The organism is Marinobacter sp. 1-4A, assembly GCF_016597725.1.
Taxonomy (GTDB): domain Bacteria; phylum Pseudomonadota; class Gammaproteobacteria; order Pseudomonadales; family Oleiphilaceae; genus Marinobacter.
On sequence record NZ_VCGY01000002.1, the window covers coordinates 626,654 to 645,198 of the forward strand.

Annotated in this window: 13 protein-coding genes; 11 read left to right on the forward strand and 2 right to left on the reverse strand. The window is 55.2% G+C overall.

Annotation, left to right across the window (positions count from 1 at the left end):
- Positions 1–4 precede the first annotated feature (4 nt).
- The 6 genes from FE845_RS06605 (at position 5) to znuB (ending at position 11,192) form a co-directional block, all read left to right on the forward strand.
- Positions 5–7,510, forward strand: a complete 7,506-nt coding sequence (locus FE845_RS06605; RefSeq protein ID WP_200362589.1) for an Hpt domain-containing protein — start codon at positions 5–7, stop codon at positions 7,508–7,510.
- Positions 7,510–8,562 (forward strand): chemotaxis protein CheB, encoded by a 1,053-nt coding sequence (locus tag FE845_RS06610; RefSeq protein WP_200362591.1) that lies wholly within the window; start codon positions 7,510–7,512, stop codon positions 8,560–8,562. The genes FE845_RS06605 and FE845_RS06610 overlap by 1 nt, the downstream gene beginning before the upstream one ends.
- Before the next feature lie 11 nt (positions 8,563–8,573).
- Complete coding sequence (locus tag FE845_RS06615) at positions 8,574–9,032, forward strand: chemotaxis protein CheW (protein ID WP_200362593.1); 459 nt, start codon at positions 8,574–8,576, stop codon at positions 9,030–9,032.
- A 76-nt stretch (positions 9,033–9,108) separates the two neighbouring features.
- Positions 9,109–9,600, forward strand: a complete 492-nt coding sequence (locus tag FE845_RS06620; RefSeq protein WP_200362595.1) for a Fur family transcriptional regulator — start codon at positions 9,109–9,111, stop codon at positions 9,598–9,600.
- On the forward strand, positions 9,593–10,381 hold the full coding sequence (gene znuC / locus FE845_RS06625; RefSeq protein ID WP_200362597.1) for a zinc ABC transporter ATP-binding protein ZnuC: 789 nt from the start codon (positions 9,593–9,595) through the stop codon (positions 10,379–10,381). Before FE845_RS06620 ends, znuC begins: the two co-directional genes overlap by 8 nt.
- Positions 10,368–11,192, forward strand: coding sequence for a zinc ABC transporter permease subunit ZnuB (znuB, locus tag FE845_RS06630; RefSeq protein ID WP_200362599.1), 825 nt, complete (start codon positions 10,368–10,370; stop codon positions 11,190–11,192). The genes znuC and znuB overlap by 14 nt, the downstream gene beginning before the upstream one ends.
- Positions 11,193–11,211: 19 nt before the next feature.
- Here znuB and FE845_RS06635 read toward each other — a convergent pair whose 3' ends face one another.
- Positions 11,212–12,294 (reverse strand): patatin-like phospholipase family protein, encoded by a 1,083-nt coding sequence (locus FE845_RS06635; protein WP_200362602.1) that lies wholly within the window; start codon positions 12,292–12,294, stop codon positions 11,212–11,214.
- Between the two features lie 206 nt (positions 12,295–12,500).
- Between FE845_RS06635 and FE845_RS18790 the strand changes: the two genes are divergently transcribed.
- The gene (locus tag FE845_RS18790) at positions 12,501–13,568 is read left to right on the forward strand and encodes a sensor domain-containing diguanylate cyclase (RefSeq protein ID WP_200362604.1); all 1,068 of its coding nucleotides are present in this window, start codon (positions 12,501–12,503) and stop codon (positions 13,566–13,568) included.
- Here FE845_RS18790 and FE845_RS06645 read toward each other — a convergent pair.
- A complete protein-coding gene (locus FE845_RS06645) occupies positions 13,565–14,488 on the reverse strand; it encodes an alpha/beta fold hydrolase (RefSeq protein ID WP_200362606.1) in 924 nt (307 codons plus the stop codon). The genes FE845_RS18790 and FE845_RS06645 overlap by 4 nt on opposite strands.
- Positions 14,489–14,698: 210 nt before the next feature.
- Here FE845_RS06645 and folE point away from each other — a divergent pair, with 210 nt between their 5' ends.
- From folE to FE845_RS06665, 4 genes are all read left to right on the forward strand, one after another.
- A complete protein-coding gene (gene folE, locus FE845_RS06650) occupies positions 14,699–15,268 on the forward strand; it encodes a GTP cyclohydrolase I FolE (protein ID WP_200362608.1) in 570 nt (189 codons plus the stop codon).
- Between the two features lie 24 nt (positions 15,269–15,292).
- A complete protein-coding gene (folX, locus tag FE845_RS06655; protein ID WP_200362610.1) occupies positions 15,293–15,667 on the forward strand; it encodes a dihydroneopterin triphosphate 2'-epimerase in 375 nt (124 codons plus the stop codon).
- 35 nt (positions 15,668–15,702) lie between these two features.
- A complete protein-coding gene (locus FE845_RS06660; protein ID WP_200362612.1) occupies positions 15,703–16,140 on the forward strand; it encodes a CoA-binding protein in 438 nt (145 codons plus the stop codon).
- 192 nt (positions 16,141–16,332) lie between these two features.
- On the forward strand, positions 16,333–18,501 hold the full coding sequence (locus tag FE845_RS06665) for a putative bifunctional diguanylate cyclase/phosphodiesterase (protein WP_200362865.1): 2,169 nt from the start codon (positions 16,333–16,335) through the stop codon (positions 18,499–18,501).
- Positions 18,502–18,545 lie beyond the last annotated feature (44 nt).

Genomic DNA, 18,545 nt, shown 5'->3' on the forward strand with positions numbered 1-18,545 from the left:
GGTTATGGGCAATCACCATGACAGCATCGCCCTCGACTGGGTTCGGGGCGAAATACAGGACACGCTGACCCAAGGTCAGCATGCGCTTGAGGCGTATGTCGAAAATCGTGACGACACGGCACGCCTGCGTTTCTGCCTGAATTATCTCCATCAGGTGCATGGCACCCTGCAGATGGTTGAGCTTTACGGTGCGGCCCTGCTGACCGAAGAAATGGAAAAGCTCACTCAGGCGGTGCTGGATAACAGCGTCACCAGCGTGGACGAAGCCGTTGAGGTACTGATGCAGGCCATCCTGCAGCTTCCACAGTATCTGGAACATCTGGCCAGTAGCCAAGATGATTTCCCCATGGTGCTGCTACCTCTGCTGAACGATCTCCGGGCAGCACGCGGTGATTCCCTGCTTTCAGACACGTCGCTGTTCAAGCCCGATCTGGCGCCCTCGCGCATGAAGGTGGCGAGCAGTGTCTCACAGCGGTTGCAGGACCCCACGGTGCTTGGCCATATCCGCAAGCTTCGGCAAATGTATCAGTTTGCACTTGCGGGTATTATTCGCGAAGAAGACCTCAGCGCCCAGTTCGTATACCTGCAAAAAGTTATCCACAGATTGGTCCGCTTGTGCCAGAGAACTCCGCGCGGGGAACTCTGGAAAGCAGCAGCAGCCTTCGTGGAAACCCTTCAGGCAAAAGCCAACCCGGTTAACGCAGCAGTAAAATCGCTGCTGCGGGAGCTCGACAGCGAAATCCGCCGCCTTACTGACGAGCACGCGGATATTCTCGCGCAGCCAGCACCCGATGCCCTGCTCAAGCACCTACTTTATTACGTCGCACGGGCGCGGGATTTGGATTCCGAAAACGTCCGGGATCTACGTAGCCGCTACCAACTAGGCGAGGCTCTGCCGTCTGACGACGATGTGGTCGCTGCCCGAAATCGTGTCTCCGGCCCAGGCCGTGAAGCGATTCACTCTGTTGTCAGTGCGCTCAACGAAGAGCTTGCCAAACTAAAAGACCAGCTAGACCTGTTTGTGCGGTCAGAGCTGCGTCAGAACAGCGAACTTGAAGACCTTCTTCCGGGCTTGGTGCAAGTGGGTAATACGCTTGCTGTACTGGGCTTAGGTATACCGCGAAAAGTTATTACCGATCAAATCGAGCTTATAGAAAAACTGAGTGCCCAGAGTGAGTTAGTCGACGACGGCACAATGATGGACATAGCCGGGGCGCTGCTTTACGTGGAAGCCAGCCTAGCCGGGCTCGACAGTGACCGGCAACCGGAATCGTCTGGAAGCAGCATAGACAACCTGCCGGGCAATCAGGGATCTCGCGAGCTTGGCGAGGCCAGTAGTGCGCTTTTGAGAGAATCCCGAAATACGCTGGAGCAGGTAAAGTCGGCGGTCATTAACTTTATTGCCTCCCAGTGGGACATTCGGGAAATCGAACACGTTCCCGGCCTGCTTCATAGCATTCGTGGCGGCCTAAGTCTGGTGCCGCTGGAGCGTGTGGCCAGCATGTTAGCCTCTGCTGAGCGCTACATTTCAGACGTATTGCTCAGTGACCGGCACGTTCCAGACTGGAAGCAGCTCGATACCCTTGCCGATGCAATCACCAGTATCGAGTACTACCTTGAGCGACTGGCAGAGGGCATCAGTGATAACGAAGATATTCTGCGTATCGCAGAAGAGAGCCTTGCAAGCCTTGGCTTCCCGGTCGGTGAGGAACCCACCTGGGGCACAGAGCCCGCCGCAGACGAAATACCGGTTGTCGACCCTGTTACGGCGGAAGATGCGCCCACGGCAAGTGGCACAGCGCAGCAAACCGAAACCAAAGGCTCCGATGAAGAACTTTTGGACGACGAAATTCTTGGCATATTTGTAGAAGAAGCCGAAGAAGTTCTGGAAACCATCCGAGAGTTTTACCCTCGCCTGCGCCAAAATCATGACGACCGCCCGGCACTGACCGAAGTTCGTCGCGCGTACCATACGCTTAAAGGGAGTGGCCGTTTGGTTGGTGCCACCAGCCTTGGCGAGCTTGCCTGGTCTGTAGAAAACCTACTGAACCGAGTTATTGACCAAAGTATCAAGCCTAACGACGACCTGTTTTCATACATTGATGAAGCGAACGCTCGCATTCCTTCGCTGATTCAAGAGTTCCGCGATGGCCAAAGCACGGGCGACGTAGCCGAGTTGATTGAGCGTGGTGAAGCCATGGCTACAACCCGCCGCAGTGATGGCGAACAGGTTGAAGCCCCGGAAGCCAATACAAGCCTGCATGAGGTGCCCGTTGTTGAGACTGCTCCAGAGCCGGTCGTAGCTGCCAGCTCGGAACAACAGGACGACTTGATTGACGACGAAATTCTGGAGATTTTTGTCGAAGAAGCGGGCGAGGTTCTGGATACCATCCGTGAATACCTGCCCATGCTGCTACGCCAGCACGATGACCGTAGCGCACTTGCTGAAGTCCGCCGTGCCTATCACACGCTCAAAGGCAGCGGCCGCATGGTCGGCGCTCTGGTTGTGGGAGAGCTTGCCTGGTCGGTAGAGAACCTGCTGAACCGTGTGATCGATGGCAGTACCTTCATGAACGACGACATTGCTCGTCTGTTGGAAGACGCCACCGAAGTTTTCCCGGCTCTGGTCAGTGACTTTGAAAACCATCAGCCGCCCTCGTTTGATACTTCAGGTCTGGAGGCGCGAGCGAAAGCGCTTGCGGACGGTGAAATCCCGGATGCCAGCACCATGCCTGCCGCCGAAGTCGATGGCGTATCTGGCTCTATTGAAATAGAAGACACTGAAGCCGAATACTACGAGGAAGATGACGCTGCCGATCCGGTGTTGCTGGATATCTTCGAGAGCGAAACAGAGACTCATCTGCAAACCCTCAAAGAGTTTCTGGCATCTGCTGGCGACAAGATTAGCGTTTCCTACACCGATAACCTGTCACGGGCACTGCATACCCTCAAAGGCAGTGCGCATACGGCAGGCATAGCGCCTATTGCAGCGGTTATTGCGCCGCTTGAACGCTTCGTAAAAGAGTCCCGCGCCCAGAATCTGCGCGCCGACCGTGACGTGATTTCACTGATTGAAACGGCCTGCGAATTCCTGACACAAGGACTGGCCCAGATACGCAAGCAACCCCAAGCCTCGTTGCCCGGCACTGACGAGTTTCTGGAAAAGCTGGAGCGCATCTCCAACGACACGCTCCACAGCTACAGCGAAGACACCAGCGGTAGTACGCAACCGGCGCCTTCTCAGCTGGTTCAGCTATTCCTGAATGAAGGTTTGGACGTTGTTCTGGATGCCGATCTTATTCTTGCGCAGTGGGCAGAAAACCCTCAAGACCAAGACCCGCTTCAGCGCCTCACAGCAGAACTGACGCAGCTTACCGACGCTGCTTCCGACGCTGGGCTACCGGATGTCGCAGCTTTGTCAGAAGCCTTGCAAGAGGTGTACGTGGCCGCCGCCGCACGGAACCAAGCACCGGATGAACCCTTCTTCGCGACCCTGCGCAACGCCCACGAACACCTGATCAACATGATGGATCAGGTTGCCGCGGGGCTGGCCACCGAATCTGGCGATGAGCTGGTGACGGAGCTTGAAACACTGACCGCATCTCTTTCCGAAGCCGACGACGGTACCAGCGCCTTCGACCAAGAGTTCACAGAAGATCTGGAAGAAATCGACCTCAGCTTCGACATGGACGAGCTTGACCCCTCTGTTGCTGATGAAGCCAGCAAAGAGCCGCAGTCGACGTCCGATCTACCTCTGCCTGAAATCGACTGGGCAGATGACGGCGATGCCGACGCCTCCGACAGTGAATTGGATGACGAACTCGCAGAGATTTTCCTCGAAGAGGCGCGGGAACTCATCAACAGCACGGCGGAAGCCCTGCAAAGCTGGAGCGAAGCTACCGGCAATCTAGACATACTGCGCCTGCTACAGCGAGACCTGCACACCTTAAAGGGTGGCGCCCGCCTTGCCGATATTTCAGCAGTGGGCGACTTGGCCCATGAACTTGAAAACCTGTTTGAAGGGCTGACCGAAAAACGGCTGTCCGTTAACGAAGAATTGTCAGATCTCCTATTCCGTTGTCATGACCGATTGGCAGCCATGGTGGACAGTCTGGATGCCAAAGAGCTGCCGCACCCTGCGCCGGATCTCATCGGTGAAATCCACGCTTACATGGATAACACTGGCAGCTCGCGGCCAGTTACAGATGTGGCGCTGCCCGATGAGCCGGACAGCATCGAATCCGAAGATATCTTGCCGCCGGTGCTGGAGCTTGAAGAAACAGAAGCGCCGGAAGCGGAAGAAGTTGGAACCGATCTCTCACACATGGATCCGGAACTCATAGGCATCTTCCTAGAAGAGGCCTATGACCTGATCAACTCAACGGGCAGTGCTCTGCACACCTGGAGTGAAGATCCATCCAACCGTTCAGTTGCCGCAGAACTTCAGCGCGACGTTCACACCCTGAAGGGTGGCGCTCGCATGGCTGGCGTTGAGGCCATCGGTGACCTGACCCACGTGCTCGAGGATCTATTCGAGAAAGTGGCCGAAGGCCAGCTAGAAGCCAGCAGCGCCATGAACGACCTGCTGTTTGCCTGTCACGACCGCCTAGCGCAAATGGTTGAGCAGGTTGCTACTCAAAAGCCCTGCCCGCCCGCCGTCGATTTGGTGAATCAGGTCGAGGCCATTCTCAGTGGCGAATCTGTGCCCACCGAAGCAGAGTCTGCGGAAATCGAGACTCCTGCTGCCCTTCCTGAAATCACGCCAGCGGACGCCGAAGGTGAAGGTGAAGGTGAACACAACGATATCGCCAGCATTTTCCTGGATGAAGGCCATGAGATCCATGATGCCATCAGCGAATGCCTAGACCAATGGCGTGAAGATCCTCAGGCGATGAATGGCGCTGCACAGCTTCAGCAAGAATTGCACACCCTCAAAGGTGGCGCCCGGCTGTCAGATGTTGACCCCATTGCAGAATTGGCGGAAGCCTGGGCAGGCGCACTCGATCTACTCATGTCGACCCCGGGCAACCAGAAGCTTCTGCTCACTCTGAGCGGGCGCGGGCTGGATAACCTAAGGGCCATGCTTGATGAGCTGGCGCAAGGGAAGGAGCCGGCAGCAGAGGCTGACCTACTTGCAGCGTTCAGCAGCGCCCAGACACTGGACACCGAAAGCCAGGAGACGCCTCAGGAAGAAGAGGCCAGCGCCGATCAAGACGCCATCGATCCGGAGATTCTAGAGATATTTCTGGAGGAAGCTGGCGAGATCATGGACCAGCTGGAGCAGCTTCTTGCCGACTGGCGCAAAGACCCGGCCAATAGCCATTTTAATCAGGAAGCACAGCGCGCACTTCATACTCTGAAAGGCGGCGCCCGTTTATCCCAGCTCTCCCAATTGGGTGACAAAGCCCACAGCTTCGAAACACGCTTGATTGATCTGGGTGGCAAGGTGCCTGATGACCATCAGTGGCAAGCCATTACCGAGGATCATGATGGCATTATTGCGCTGGTTGCGGATATACGCGGGCGCTACGAATCGAATGCAGCAACTATTGAGCCTGAGGCCGACGCGGCACCTGCGGTTCAAACCCCGGCGCAGCCAGAGGTTCAGGTTAAACCTGCACCTAAGCCTGCCCGGGCGAGGGCTCGGGATAGAGCGGCAGACGCTCAGCGTGCCGCTCAGGAAACCATACGGGTATCCGCACCATTGCTGGATGAACTGGTTAATCTGGCCGGTGAAACCAGTATTACCCGTGGCCGACTGGAACAGCAAAGCAGTGATTTCGGCCACACCTTGGATGAAATGGCCGCGACCATCGAACGTTTGCGGGAACAGCTGCGCCGGATGGAAATTGAAACCGAGGCACAAATCCTGTTCAGTGCCGAGAAAGAACATGGCCCGGATTACGGAGACGACTTCGATCCGCTGGAAATGGACCGGTATTCATCCATCCAGCAGTTATCGCGGGCGCTAACGGAATCCTCCTCAGACCTTGCGGATTTGCGTGAGACGCTGGCTGACAGGGTTCGCGATACAGAAACACTGCTGGTTCAGCAATCTCGTATCAATACCGAACTTCAGGAAGGTCTGATGAAGACCCGAATGATTCCATTTGCCTCCATGGTGCCGCGCCTACGCCGAATCGTGCGTCAGATCAGTGGCGAATTGGGCAAAAAAGTCGAGTTTGATGTTCGCAATGCCGAAGGCGAAATGGATCGCAACATTCTGGAGCGTATGATTGCGCCGCTGGAGCACATGTTGCGCAACGCCATCGACCACGGTATCGAGAGCCCGGCTGACCGTAAGAAACAGGGTAAAGCAGAAGCAGGCGAAGTTACCTTGTCTCTGGCCCGCGAAGGCGGCGATGTAGTGCTGCGCATGGTGGACGATGGTGCTGGCATACCGTCTGACGTGATCCGGGACAAGGCTATTCGTCAGGGGCTGTTGCAGGAGGATGAAGATCTCTCCGAGCGTGAGATTCTCCAGTTTATCTTACAACCCGGTTTCTCAACCGCCCAAAACGTGACCCAGATTTCCGGCCGCGGCGTTGGCATGGACGTGGTGGCCAGTGAGATCAAACAGCTCGGTGGAAGCCTAGAAATTGAATCGCAGGTGGGAAGAGGTGCTGTATTTACCGTTCGACTGCCGTTCACCGTCTCAGTAAACCGCGCTCTAATGGTTTCCACAGGTGAAGATTTCTACGCCATCCCCCTCAACACCATCGAAGGTATCGTCCGGGTTAGCACCTACGAGCTTGAGGAATATTACAAGCCGGATGCCCCTATGTACGAATACGCAGGCCAGGAGTACCGCTTGCAGTATTTGGGCAGTCTGCTGAACAGCGACCACCACCCCAAACTACAAGGCCAAGCCTTGCCGCTGCCGGTGATTCTGGTTCGTGGAGCAGAACAGCCCATGGCACTTCAGGTAGACAACCTGATGGGCAGCCGAGAAATTGTTGTTAAATCGCTAGGGCCGCAATTCGGTACTGTTCGGGGCGTATCCGGCGCCACCATTCTGGGTGACGGTAACGTGGTGGTGATTCTCGATCTGCCAGCCATGATCCGTTCCGATATATTGTCTGAGCGCCAGCGGCTAACCGAACTGGAAAAAGTTCGGGAATCCGCCCGCTTTGAAGAACGGGCCACCGTTGTCATGGTGGTGGACGACTCGGTTACCGTGCGCAAGGTTACCTCGCGCCTACTTGAACGTAACGGTATGGAAGTTATCACCGCAAAAGATGGTCTGGATGCGGTCGCGCAATTGCAGGATCACAAGCCGGACATCATGCTTCTGGACATTGAAATGCCGCGTATGGATGGCTTTGAGGTTGCCAGCTTCGTGCGGCACGATGACAACCTGCGCGATATGCCAATTTGTATGATCACCTCCCGAACCGGCGAAAAGCACCGAGAGCGGGCACTGGCTATCGGCGTCAATGAATATCTCGGCAAACCGTTCCAGGAGACCGAGTTGCTGAAGACCATTGAACGGCTAACCGGTAAGCAGTAATGACCGGCCATGGTGGTCGGGCTCAGGTTGGAATCGTGTCGGACATTGTCCTGCAGCGGCATCGGCTGCAGGCAGCCGCCGCCAAGTTCGGCCTTGATGTTTGTTTCTCCGGAGACCCGGAGCGATTGCAGAACCACCCCGACTTCCCGGAAGCCGGGCTCTGGCTGGTAACATTGGAAGACGAAGCAGACCACCCGGCGCTGTTTGATTACCTTTTGGATAATACCGAAGCGCCGGTTCTGTTCGGGCTGGATCAAGCACCCAGCTCCGGCACCACAAATTACTTTCGCTGGGAGCGGAGGTTACTGGGCAAGCTCGAGCAGCAATTGGGAGATCTTGCCCAGCTGGATTCCAAAGCCAGCATCGAAGAACTTGAGGTGCGGGTTCCGGAACGCCCGGTATCATCCGAACTGCCACAGTGGCTCACACCGGCAGCCCCGGGCTCTGTGGCGGACGAAATCTGGGTGCTATGTGCCTCGCTTGGTGGCCCGGCCGCGGTGAAAGCTTTTCTCGACAGCCTGCCGCCGGGCCTGCCAGTGGGTTTCGTGTACGCCCAGCATATTGACGGTAATTTTGCCGAAGTGCTCACCCGGGTGCTTGGCCGCCATGCCCATTACAAGCTGCGGCATGCGGAAGAGAACTACAGGGTGAAAAATGGCGATGTGGTGCTGATGCCGGTTGAGCACGAATGGACGTTTGATACGACCGGTGTACTGACAGAGCAGGACACACCTTGGCCCGGGCCCTATAGCCCCTCTATTGACAAGGTGCTACTGAATACGGCCGACCATTACGGCGCTCACTGCCATGCAATCCTGTTTTCCGGCATGGGTAATGATGGTGCCATCGCAGCGCCGCTGCTAAAAGCTTATGGAAGCCGAATCTGGGTGCAGGAAAGCACCAGTTGTGGCAACAGTTCAATGCCGGATTCTGTCGCCGCCACCGGCTGCGCCAGCTTCTGCGGCACCCCCGAGCAACTGGCCCGGGAACTGGTTAAAACCATCGAAGAATCCTGCTTGCTCAAAGGCAGGCAGAAACGGGGCTCCGCCTGAGGACACAAGCAATGAATGACAACAGCCAAACCCTCTCCTGCGTCATGATTCCCGTGATCGGGCGACAGCTTATACTGCCTAACGTATCCATTGCCGAGGTGGTGGATTATGCCAGCAACGATGCTGGCACCGGGGCACCCGACTGGCTTGCGGGCTACCTCGAGTGGAGGGGGCTTAGCCTGCCGGTTGTCTCCTACGATGCGGCTAATGGCGGCAATTTGACTGTGCCCGGCGAAAACCGTGGCCGGATTGTGGTGCTCAACAGCGTTAGCCCCAATAAAAAGCTTCGTTTTATGGCTTTGATTACTCAGGGCATTCCCAGCCAAGTCCGTATTGGGCAAGAGCAGATCAAACAAATCGAGGCCGAAAACGGACCAGCCGACTTAATGCTGGTAGACGTCGATGGCGAAACCGCTTGGATTCCCAATTTGGATTATCTGGAAACCCTTGCCAACGAATCCGCGGCCTAAGCTCTAAGTCGTTACCGTCTTGGCATCTGGGCGCCTGCAAATGTTATAATGTTGCAAATCTTGCAGGATTCCGACTATGTCTTCCCGCGCGCTCCCGTACCGCCCTCACAACCACGCTGCTTGTGTGAGTCAGGCGCTGGCTGAAGCCAAAGCCATTTGCCAACAGCAGAATGCCCGCCTGACGCCCACGCGCGAGCGGGTTCTGGAACTCATCTGGCAATCCCACAAGCCGCTCGGTGCCTACGACGTGCTGGCAAAGCTGACCTCCGAAGGCCATAACGCTGCGCCACCAACGGTCTACCGGGCTCTGGATTTTCTTCAGCAATACGGTCTGGTGCACCGGATAGCATCCCTTAACGCTTTCACTGGGTGCACTCATGCCGGTGAACACCACACTGGGATGTTCCTTATCTGCCGTGCCTGCGGCAACGTACTCGAGTTGATGGAATCGTCTGTAACCACCGCCATCGAGAATGCCGCCAGTGCTGAAGCATTTCAACCCGAAGCAATAACACTGGAGGTAGCAGGTCTGTGCCCCGGTTGTCAGACGGACCAGCATCATGAGTGAAGCACTGGTTGCCATCGAAGACCTTACTGTGAGGTTTGGCGACCGCTTGGTTGTTGACCGGGTGAACTTATCGCTGCACCGGGGCGACATCATTACCATCATCGGCCCTAACGGTGCGGGTAAAACCACGTTGATCAAAACCATTCTGGGCATACAGGTATCAACCAGCGGTCGTATCATGCGTGCACAGAATCTGGTTATCGGGTATGTGCCCCAACATTTAAGTTTGGAATCAACCCTGCCCCTGAGCGTCAAACGTTTTATGTTGCTCAGTGGTCAACCGCTTGCGGAGTGTGAGTCTGCTCTCGCGAGAACCGGCGTTAGCCATCTGCTCAAAGCCTCGGTGCACCACTTGTCCGGGGGCGAGCAACAGCGCCTTCTACTGGCCAGAGCCTTGGTGCGAAAACCCGACCTTCTGGTGCTTGATGAGCCAGCTCAGGGCGTTGATATCAACGGTCAAGCCGCGCTTTACGATCTTATCCGCCAGCTAAGAGACGAGCTTAACTGTGGCGTTATTATGATATCCCACGACCTGCATTTGGTTATGGCTGCTACCGACAAGGTTATCTGCCTGAACCAACACGTATGCTGCAGCGGCTATCCCGCCGACATCTCGCACGACCCGGCGTTTATTGAAACCTTTGGCCGACCGGTGGCCGAGTCGCTGGCGGTGTACCACCACCATCACAACCACAGTCATGACCTGCACGGTAACGTTGTTGGCTCGGGCACCTCCCATTCAGCCACCGGGCATGAGGAGTGCAGCCATGAGCATCATTGATACGCTACTGAATGACTTTTTCTGGCGCGCACTTATTGGCGGTCTGGGTGTTGCGCTGATCGCCGGGCCATTGGGCTGTTTTGTGGTGTGGCGCAGAATGGCGTATTTCGGAGATACTCTGGCCCATTCGGCACTACTGGGAATAGCCCTGAGCTTTTTGATCAGTGTTCCGCTGCATCTCGGGGTGATCATTACCAGTGTTATTTTGGCCATGGCTTTGATGTTGTTTTCTCGCAATAAAACACTCGCAACCGACACACTGTTAGGCATTCTCGCCCACAGCGCTCTGGCCATCGGTTTGGTTGCACTCAGTTTTATGCCGAGCGTGCGGATCGATCTGACCGGCCTTTTGTTTGGCGACCTACTGGCCATGAACCGCAACGACCTGCTGTGGATTTACGGCGGTGCTATTTTGATTCTATCGCTGCTAACCGTGCTTTGGCGCGGCTTGCTCATGAGCACTATCCACGAAGAGTTGGCCCGGGTGGAAGGCGTACCCGTCGAGCGCCTGCGCCTGCTGTTGATGCTGATGTTTGCGCTCGTGATTGCGGTTGCCATGAAGATGGTGGGCGTTCTGCTGATTACCGCCTTGCTGATTATTCCGGCAGCCACGGCGCGTCGCTTAGCCAACACCCCGGAACAAATGGCGGCTCTAGCCGTCGTGTTCGGATTTATTGCGGTGGCAGGTGGTCTAAGCCTGTCGTGGCATTTGGACACGCCAGCAGGCCCCTCCGTTGTGGTCACGGCTTTCGCTACGTTTCTAGTCGTTTATGGCAGCGCTGGCCAGTTATCAGCGCGTCCTTCTGCCTAAGCAGCAAGCTGGCCAGCCGTCATAACGGTTGAAGAGCATCCACCAGACGGCCTGTTTCTAACAGTTCGAGAAACTCGTCTCCCAGGCGCTCGCTCTCGGCAATGGCTCTACGCCATGCGCGCTCCCGACCGCTGTCGTTTCCCAAGTAGGTTTCGAAATCCTTACGGTCTGGCAGCTTGCCGTCCGGCAGGCGCTCCAGATAGTCCTTAGAAGGCGCCACCAACAGCACGTCCTGCAAGCGAGTTGCATCGCCTCGACGCCAAGGCAAGGTTTTATCAAACCACCCCGGTACCACGCGGTCGGTGAAGTGCGGGTATAGAACCACGCCCGGCTGCTCGTATGGCAAATCAAGGTGGTAGTCCAGCAGCCCACCATCGCGATAGATACCATTCGGGGCGCCCGGAATATCCCGAACACCGGACATCACCATGGGAATGGACGCAGATGCAAGCAGAGCAGGCAGCAAGTTTTCACGGCTCAAGGGTACTTCGTAGCTGCGAAAGTCAGCCAGCGGCGACAAGGGCGCTTTCAATCTGGCGTCATGAAGTATCCCACGCTCCATAAAACGCCCCAGATGCCGCCGACCTACCGCGTTGGCTCCGATGGCCGTCATCAAGCCAAAGCTTAGCCGGGCTCTGGTATCTGGCTCCAGCATGCCCAAACTGCGCACAACGACCACGTTCAAACGATACCAGGGATGCGTAAGGATATAGTCCTCCCGCCCAGCGATCAGTTCATCGAGAAACAAAGTGCTTTGGCGAGTCACCTCGGCAGCACTGACACCTTTCGCAAACCGCTGTGCTGTATACAGCTCTGCTAGCCGGGTCAGTTGGGCACTCGGGTCGTCCGAAGAGGCAATCGCCGCAAACCGCCAGCTACCAATAGACGAACCAATCAAAGAGCGCTCCTGCTCAACCCGAGGTAGCCACTCACCAAAAATTGCTTTGTCCAAACCACTAAGACCGAGAGCCTTGGGACCTCCGGCGGCTCCGGGTATTACGTGTACATCATCCGGCGTTAGGGGTTTTTCCTTTAACCGCTGCAGGGTTCGGCGACCCGCCCGGATGGTAAGTGCCGGAGCGCGAGTGTGGATAGCGGTCATAAAGTTTTTTCCATCAGCGTTCGGTGTGAATGATGATCAAGCAGCTCGGATATTTTAACGGAGTGCTCATAAGGGGCCAACTGAACAACACTCATACTACCAATAAACAAACACTTCAGGTCTAGAAGTGAATAGCCATGCTAGACTCGAATACAAGCCCGGTAACAGACGCGGGGCGACTAAACAAAACCTAGCTGGAGTGTTCTGTGAACACGTTTTCTTCTATCCCCCACTCACCCACCAACCCAACCCTCGCCGTGCTTGGTTTCAAACGTCAATTGGTATACCACCTGCATTTATGGGCCTTCATTGCCGTGGCTCCGCTTGTTGTCGTGCAATGGCAACACCATCATTTTCTACTTTCCGGCCTGTTGATTCTCTTCTGTATTAACGCACTCGCTGTGATCGCCCTGTTGCGGCTGCGTGACACCTATTTTCTGAAAGGCAGGCTGTTCCCGCTACTCGCCGTTGCGAGTGCCGCCTATTCAACGGCCATTAACGGACATGCAGGCCTGTACTGGGCCTATCCGGCGGCATCAGCCCTGTTTTTTTTGCTGCCTCTACGGGAGGCCATAGCCAGCAACATCATTTTTGTCACCACTATGGCTGTGGTTTCTTTCCTGAAGTTTCCCGAGGCCGACTTCTGGCGTATTACCTTTTCGCTCGGCCTTACCTGTGTGTTTTCCATGATTTTTGCCTGGCTGGTGGGAAAGCTCCAGAACGAGCTCAGCCGTGTGGCAACTACCGATCCTCTAACGGGGTGCCTCAACCGATCGCAGTTGGCAGATATTCTGAACAGCCAAATCCAGATGCGTGAACGCTATGAACGCGTGTCTAGCCTAATTCTACTGGACCTCGATCACTTCAAACTCATTAACGACCAATGGGGGCACCTCGCGGGAGACAAGGTGCTTAAGGAGATGGTTCTTAGATTGCGTAAGCGCCTCCGGGAAAGCGACAAACTGTTCCGAATCGGCGGTGAGGAGTTCATGATCGTGTTGCCTGAAACCAACCAGCATGAGTGCAACCTCCTAGCACAACAGCTGCTGACCAGCATCAACGCCCGGCCGTTTCTTGAGAATATTAAAGTGACCGCCAGTGCCGGTATCGCCGAGGTTAGCAAAGGCGAAACTTGGTCTGTGTGGCTGAATAGAGCGGATCAGGCGCTTTACAAGGCCAAATCAAGGGGGCGCAATCAGGTTGTCAGTGCAAGCAGTCACCCGTCGTCAGAGCCCCATGATCCGGATAACTCCCCAACACCCATAGCAAGTTAATGTCCCGCGTGGCGCTTGCGAAACTCCCTGTAGGCGGCAAATACCTCCCAAGGGCTCTCAAAGTGCGGGTAGTGCCCAACATTCCTTAACTGCACCACGTCGGGCTCGGGAATCAACTCCTGATATCGCCGGGCCGTGGCCGCGCCCGATACCGGGTCTGCGGCACCTGAGATAAGACGCATGGGTTGTTTGGCATTCTGCAACGCCGACACCCAACGGTGGCGGTGGCACCGGCGCTCTTCCATAAAATGGATAAGTTGGTGCAGGATACCGCGACCATTGTTGTAGGTAAGCAAATGCCAAAAATCGTCTGTATCTTGAGGGCTTGGACGATTTTTGCTGCCAAACAGCTTTAGAAAACTCCGTTCGAAGCTGCGCCGGGTCAGCCCCCTACCGAGCAACCCACCCAAGGGGCTACGCAGTAACTTCTGAATCATTAGGGGACTGTGCACTTCTGGAAACAACGCCCCGTTTAAAAAGCAGACACTGGCAATCTTGAAGGGTAAAACCCCTTCCTGCTCACGGGCCAGAAGTTCTTGAGCGACGCTGCAACCATAGTCATGAACAAGCAGGTGCACCGACTTGAGCCCAAGCCCTTCCAGCAACCCTTGCATCAAGTCGGATTGGTCTTCAATGCTGTAAGCGTGCTTGCGGGGCTTGTCGGAGAAACCGAGCCCAAGCATGTCCAAAGCCAGCAAATGGTTATTCTGGAGCAGCATGGGCCAAAGCCGGTTCCAGTCCCAACTTGCCGTGGGGAACCCATGTATAAGAAGTAGCGGCTCACCCTGACCCGCCATGCGGCTGAATATTGCATGGCCCTCGTAGGTAAACCACTTGCCTCCCTGTTGCCATTCTTCAAGTGCAACCACCTCGCAACCAGAGACCACTTGGCCCCGGGTGCCCGGTTTGTCCTTGTCCATGCGTTGTCCCCGATAATACCTTTATAGCCCGCGACTTTAGAATAAACCCGCCCCTCCTGCCAGAGCGGCGCAGCAGTGGCCTTTAAACTACTATCAGTGATTGGTCTTTTCCGTGCCCATGGTCGTAAATCGTAGAGATAAAGGGCAAATTCACTTAAGCTTTGGCCCTTATACCCCACCTCCGCACCATTAAGAGAACCGGATATCACTATGACCAAACTCCTTGACGACCTCGCGGGGCACTACCGCGCCATCATCAACGGGCTGGGTGAAGACACCAACCGTGAAGGTCTGCAGGATACCCCCATGCGCGCCGCCAAAGCCATGCAGTTCCTTACCCAAGGTTACCAGCAGGATCTCAGCGACCTTGTTAACAACGCGGTCTTTGAATCCTCGATGGACGAAATGGTTGTGGTGCAAGACATTGAGCTTTACAGCATGTGCGAGCACCACGTCCTGCCGTTTATCGGCAAGTGTCACATCGCCTATCTACCCCAAGGCCGTGTTTTGGGGTTGTCGAAGTTTGCACGCATTGTGGATATGTACGCCCGCCGCCTGCAGATTCAGGAAAACCTGACCCGACAAATCGCTGAAGCGGTTGAGAACGTTACCGGTGCCAAAGGCGTCGCCGTTGTTATCGAAGCTCAACACATGTGCATGATGATGCGCGGTGTGGAGAAACAGAACTCAAAAATGAAGACCTCGATGATGCTAGGCCAGTTCCGCAAGTCTCAGGCAACACGCACAGAGTTTTTCAATTTGATCAGCGGCAATCGCTAATCGCGACAGTCTGATGGAGGCGGTATGACAAAAGTTTCCTGCGACCACAAGGCAAGAGTACAAATAAAGGATTTGCTGCTGCGAGCCTACATAGGCATTAAGGAAGAGGAAATAAACAACCAGCAGGATGTAATCATTAATGTGTGCCTGACTTACGATGCAACAGAGGCAATCAACCGTAACGAGATCACTGCGGCGCTCAATTACCGCACCATTACCAAGCAGATTATCGGTCATGTGGACGGCAACCGCTTTGCGCTGCTGGAGCGCCTGACTCATGAGGTGCTCAGTATCGTTATGGAGCATGGAGCGGTGCAGTGGGCGCAAGTGGAAATCGACAAGCCCCACGCGTTACGCTATGCGGAATCTGTGTCTGTTTGTCTTGAGGCGCACCGTTGATTCAATACCGTTAACGCACCATAGGGGCCATCACCATGCCAAGCAATCAACCCGATCAAATGCGCGCAATTCTTGAAAGCGTTCGCACCATTGCTCTTGTAGGTGCCAGCGAGAAAACCCACAGACCGTCTCACGAGGTCATGGAATATATGCAGCGCCACGGATACCGGATGATTCCTGTTAACCCCCACCTTGCCGGTCAAAAAGTGCTGGGCGAGACAGTGTACGCAGACATTGCCTCTTTGCCGGAACCGGTCGATATGGTGGAACTGTTTCTTGCGCCAGAGCGCACGGACGCAGTAATTGATCAGGCGATAGAACTCAATATTCCGGTTGTCTGGCTGCAGATTGGCGTGATCAATGAAGCCGGAGCCGCGCGGGCGGAAGCTGCCGGGTTAAAGGTGGTGATGGACAAGTGCCCTAAGCAAGAGATTCCGCGGCTGGGTATCCCCGCAGCAAATTCCAGAACATGACCGACTATGCAGCTGGGCATATTTTTAGCGAAAATTGATTTATTATTTGCTATAAGCAGCCGTTACACTGATACGTTGGGTTAATGTTAAACGGTGCACGTATTGAAACAATCACCCCAAAAGCACGGGCCTTTGGCTAAGCGGTTGCTGCATCCCATATTTCCAGGGGTGATCTTTCTTCTATTTTTCGCCATGGCATCTGGGCTCCGCTGGGGTCTGGTTCACCAATATACCGGGCAGATACAAGCCAACCTCGAAAACGAAACCAAGCTCATAGCCAACAATCTGGAGCGGGAGTTTCTGGCTCATGCCGGAGCCATCCAACGAATGGCCGACCGACTGTTAGTAGATCCCACGATGCCGGAAAACCAATGGCGGAGGGATGCCCGCAGTTACCTCAAAGACTATCGCATTTATTCTGTGATCGAATGGATCGATAGCAGCAATGTTATCCGCTGGATTGAGCCGCCTACGCTGAATAGTACAATCCTTGGCTTCAACGTTGCCTTCAACGAACAACGGAGAACGGCTCTCGAGGCTGCGAAGCTTTCGGGTGACATCGATATTTCCGACGTACTGGAGCTACGTCAAGGCGGCAAAGGCGTTGTTATCTATGCACCGGTGGGGGCCGGGCCAGACAACAATGGTTTTATTGCCGCAGTCTTCGAAATGGAGACACTGGCCAGCGAGCTGCTGGCAACCCGGGAACCGGCAATGTTCCGCATTGAGCTCTTGAGTAAAGGCACTCAAGTCTATGCACTGAGCGCTTTCGAAAGCGCCGGTGATTCCATGTCCCACACCGTACAAATCGATCTGCCGACTCTGGACTGGCAGTTAACGCTTGAGCCTTCACCGGCATGGGTGAACAAGCAAACCAGCCCGTGGCCGCGCTGGACCTTCATTACGCTGGTATTTACAGGATTGGTGGCCAGTCTCGCAACACTTCTCTTGCAACTCACACTCAAACGCAATCGGGATTTGCTGGCGACGCGTCGGGTGCTGGATGGAGAAATTGCCCAGCGCAAAGCTATGCAGCAAGACTTGGTGCGGCTGGAATCCACCGATGTTCTCACCGGTTTGGCGAACCGACGCTTTTTTATGGAAGACTTGGCCCATGCGCTGACAATTGCGGATCGCCAGATGCGGCAAGTGGCACTTGTGATGCTGGATCTCGACCGCTTTCAGATGCTGAACGACTCTCTGGGGCACCAGTTTGGCGATGAGTTACTGGCTCAGGTTGCCGGACGCCTGAATCAACTCAGTGACGAGCGCGTTACAGTGGCCTATTCCGGCGGTGACGAGTTTATGATCTGCCAACAGTATGTGGAGGATATTGACGATACCATTCACTTGCTAGGCCAAATAAAACAGTGTTTTGCAATGCCCTACGTGGTTCAGAATGAAACTCATAGCATTACCGCAACCCTAGGCGTTGCCGTTTACCCCCATAGCGGTTTGGACGCAGATACCCTGCTGCGCAACGCCGATATTGCCCTGTACCGGGCTAAGGATCAGGGCCGTAATACCTATCAGTTCTATACCGAGGGTATGCAGGAGCGGGAGGTCATGCGTCTGGAGCTGGAAAAAGATCTGAGTCAGGCGCTTGCCAACAATGAGTTTGTGCTGCACTACCAGCCACAGTTGAACCTGAACAGCAGCAAGATCACCAGCGTTGAGGCGCTAATTCGCTGGCAGCACCCCCGTAGAGGCCTTCTAGCGCCGGGAGAGTTTATCCCGCTGGCAGAGGAAAGTGGCCGGATTACCGATATCGGGCACTGGGTGGTTATGGCTGCCTGCCGTCAATTAGCGGCCTGGAAGGGCACACCTTTTGAGCATCTTAGGGTTGCGGTGAACTTGTCCGGACGGGAATTGGATGAGGAGCATTTGGTGGATCACATACGCGATACCCTGAATGGCGAGGGTATTCCGGCTGACCGTTTGGAAGTTGAGCTTACGGAGGAGATATTCATTCAGAACATTGAGCACAATCGGGATCAGCTGTTCCGTTTGCATGATTTAGGAGTGCAACTGGCAATTGATGATTTCGGGGTGGGATATTCTTCTTTGGCGTATTTGAAAGACTTCCCGGTGGATCTTCTAAAAATCGACCGTTCGTTCATTACGGAGGTGACTGAGCGCCACGATGATGCCGTGATCACCCGGGCGGTGATTAATCTCGCCCACAATCTGGGCTTGCGGGTGGTTGCCGAGGGTGTGGAAACTCAGGCGCAGTTGGATTTTCTTAAAAGTCAGGGTTGCAATGTAGCTCAGGGGTATTTGATCAGCCGCCCTGTTCCGGCGGCGGAGTTGGAAAAAGCGCTGGCCAGCGGCGAGCTTGAAAAGTGTGCGATGGTCGATTGAGGTTTGTAATTGTTTTCTGTGATCCCCACCATTGCGTTGGCAGT

What these genes read in the sequence shown, in the direction of transcription:
- FE845_RS06610 (WP_200362591.1), top strand. Translation starts at nt 7,510, where the DNA reads ATGACCGGCCATGGTGGTCGGGCTCAGGTTGGAATCGTGTCGGACATT.
- FE845_RS06620 (WP_200362595.1), top strand. Translation starts at nt 9,109, where the DNA reads ATGTCTTCCCGCGCGCTCCCGTACCGCCCTCACAACCACGCTGCTTGT.
- FE845_RS06645 (WP_200362606.1), bottom strand. Translation starts at nt 14,488, where the DNA reads ATGGACAAGGACAAACCGGGCACCCGGGGCCAAGTGGTCTCTGGTTGC.
- FE845_RS06605 (WP_200362589.1), top strand. Translation starts at nt 5, where the DNA reads ATGGGCAATCACCATGACAGCATCGCCCTCGACTGGGTTCGGGGCGAA.
- folX (WP_200362610.1), top strand. Translation starts at nt 15,293, where the DNA reads ATGACAAAAGTTTCCTGCGACCACAAGGCAAGAGTACAAATAAAGGAT.
- FE845_RS06615 (WP_200362593.1), top strand. Translation starts at nt 8,574, where the DNA reads ATGAATGACAACAGCCAAACCCTCTCCTGCGTCATGATTCCCGTGATC.
- FE845_RS06635 (WP_200362602.1), bottom strand. Translation starts at nt 12,294, where the DNA reads ATGACCGCTATCCACACTCGCGCTCCGGCACTTACCATCCGGGCGGGT.
- znuB (WP_200362599.1), top strand. Translation starts at nt 10,368, where the DNA reads ATGAGCATCATTGATACGCTACTGAATGACTTTTTCTGGCGCGCACTT.
- folE (WP_200362608.1), top strand. Translation starts at nt 14,699, where the DNA reads ATGACCAAACTCCTTGACGACCTCGCGGGGCACTACCGCGCCATCATC.
- znuC (WP_200362597.1), top strand. Translation starts at nt 9,593, where the DNA reads ATGAGTGAAGCACTGGTTGCCATCGAAGACCTTACTGTGAGGTTTGGC.
- FE845_RS06660 (WP_200362612.1), top strand. Translation starts at nt 15,703, where the DNA reads ATGCCAAGCAATCAACCCGATCAAATGCGCGCAATTCTTGAAAGCGTT.
- FE845_RS06665 (WP_200362865.1), top strand. Translation starts at nt 16,333, where the DNA reads ATGGCATCTGGGCTCCGCTGGGGTCTGGTTCACCAATATACCGGGCAG.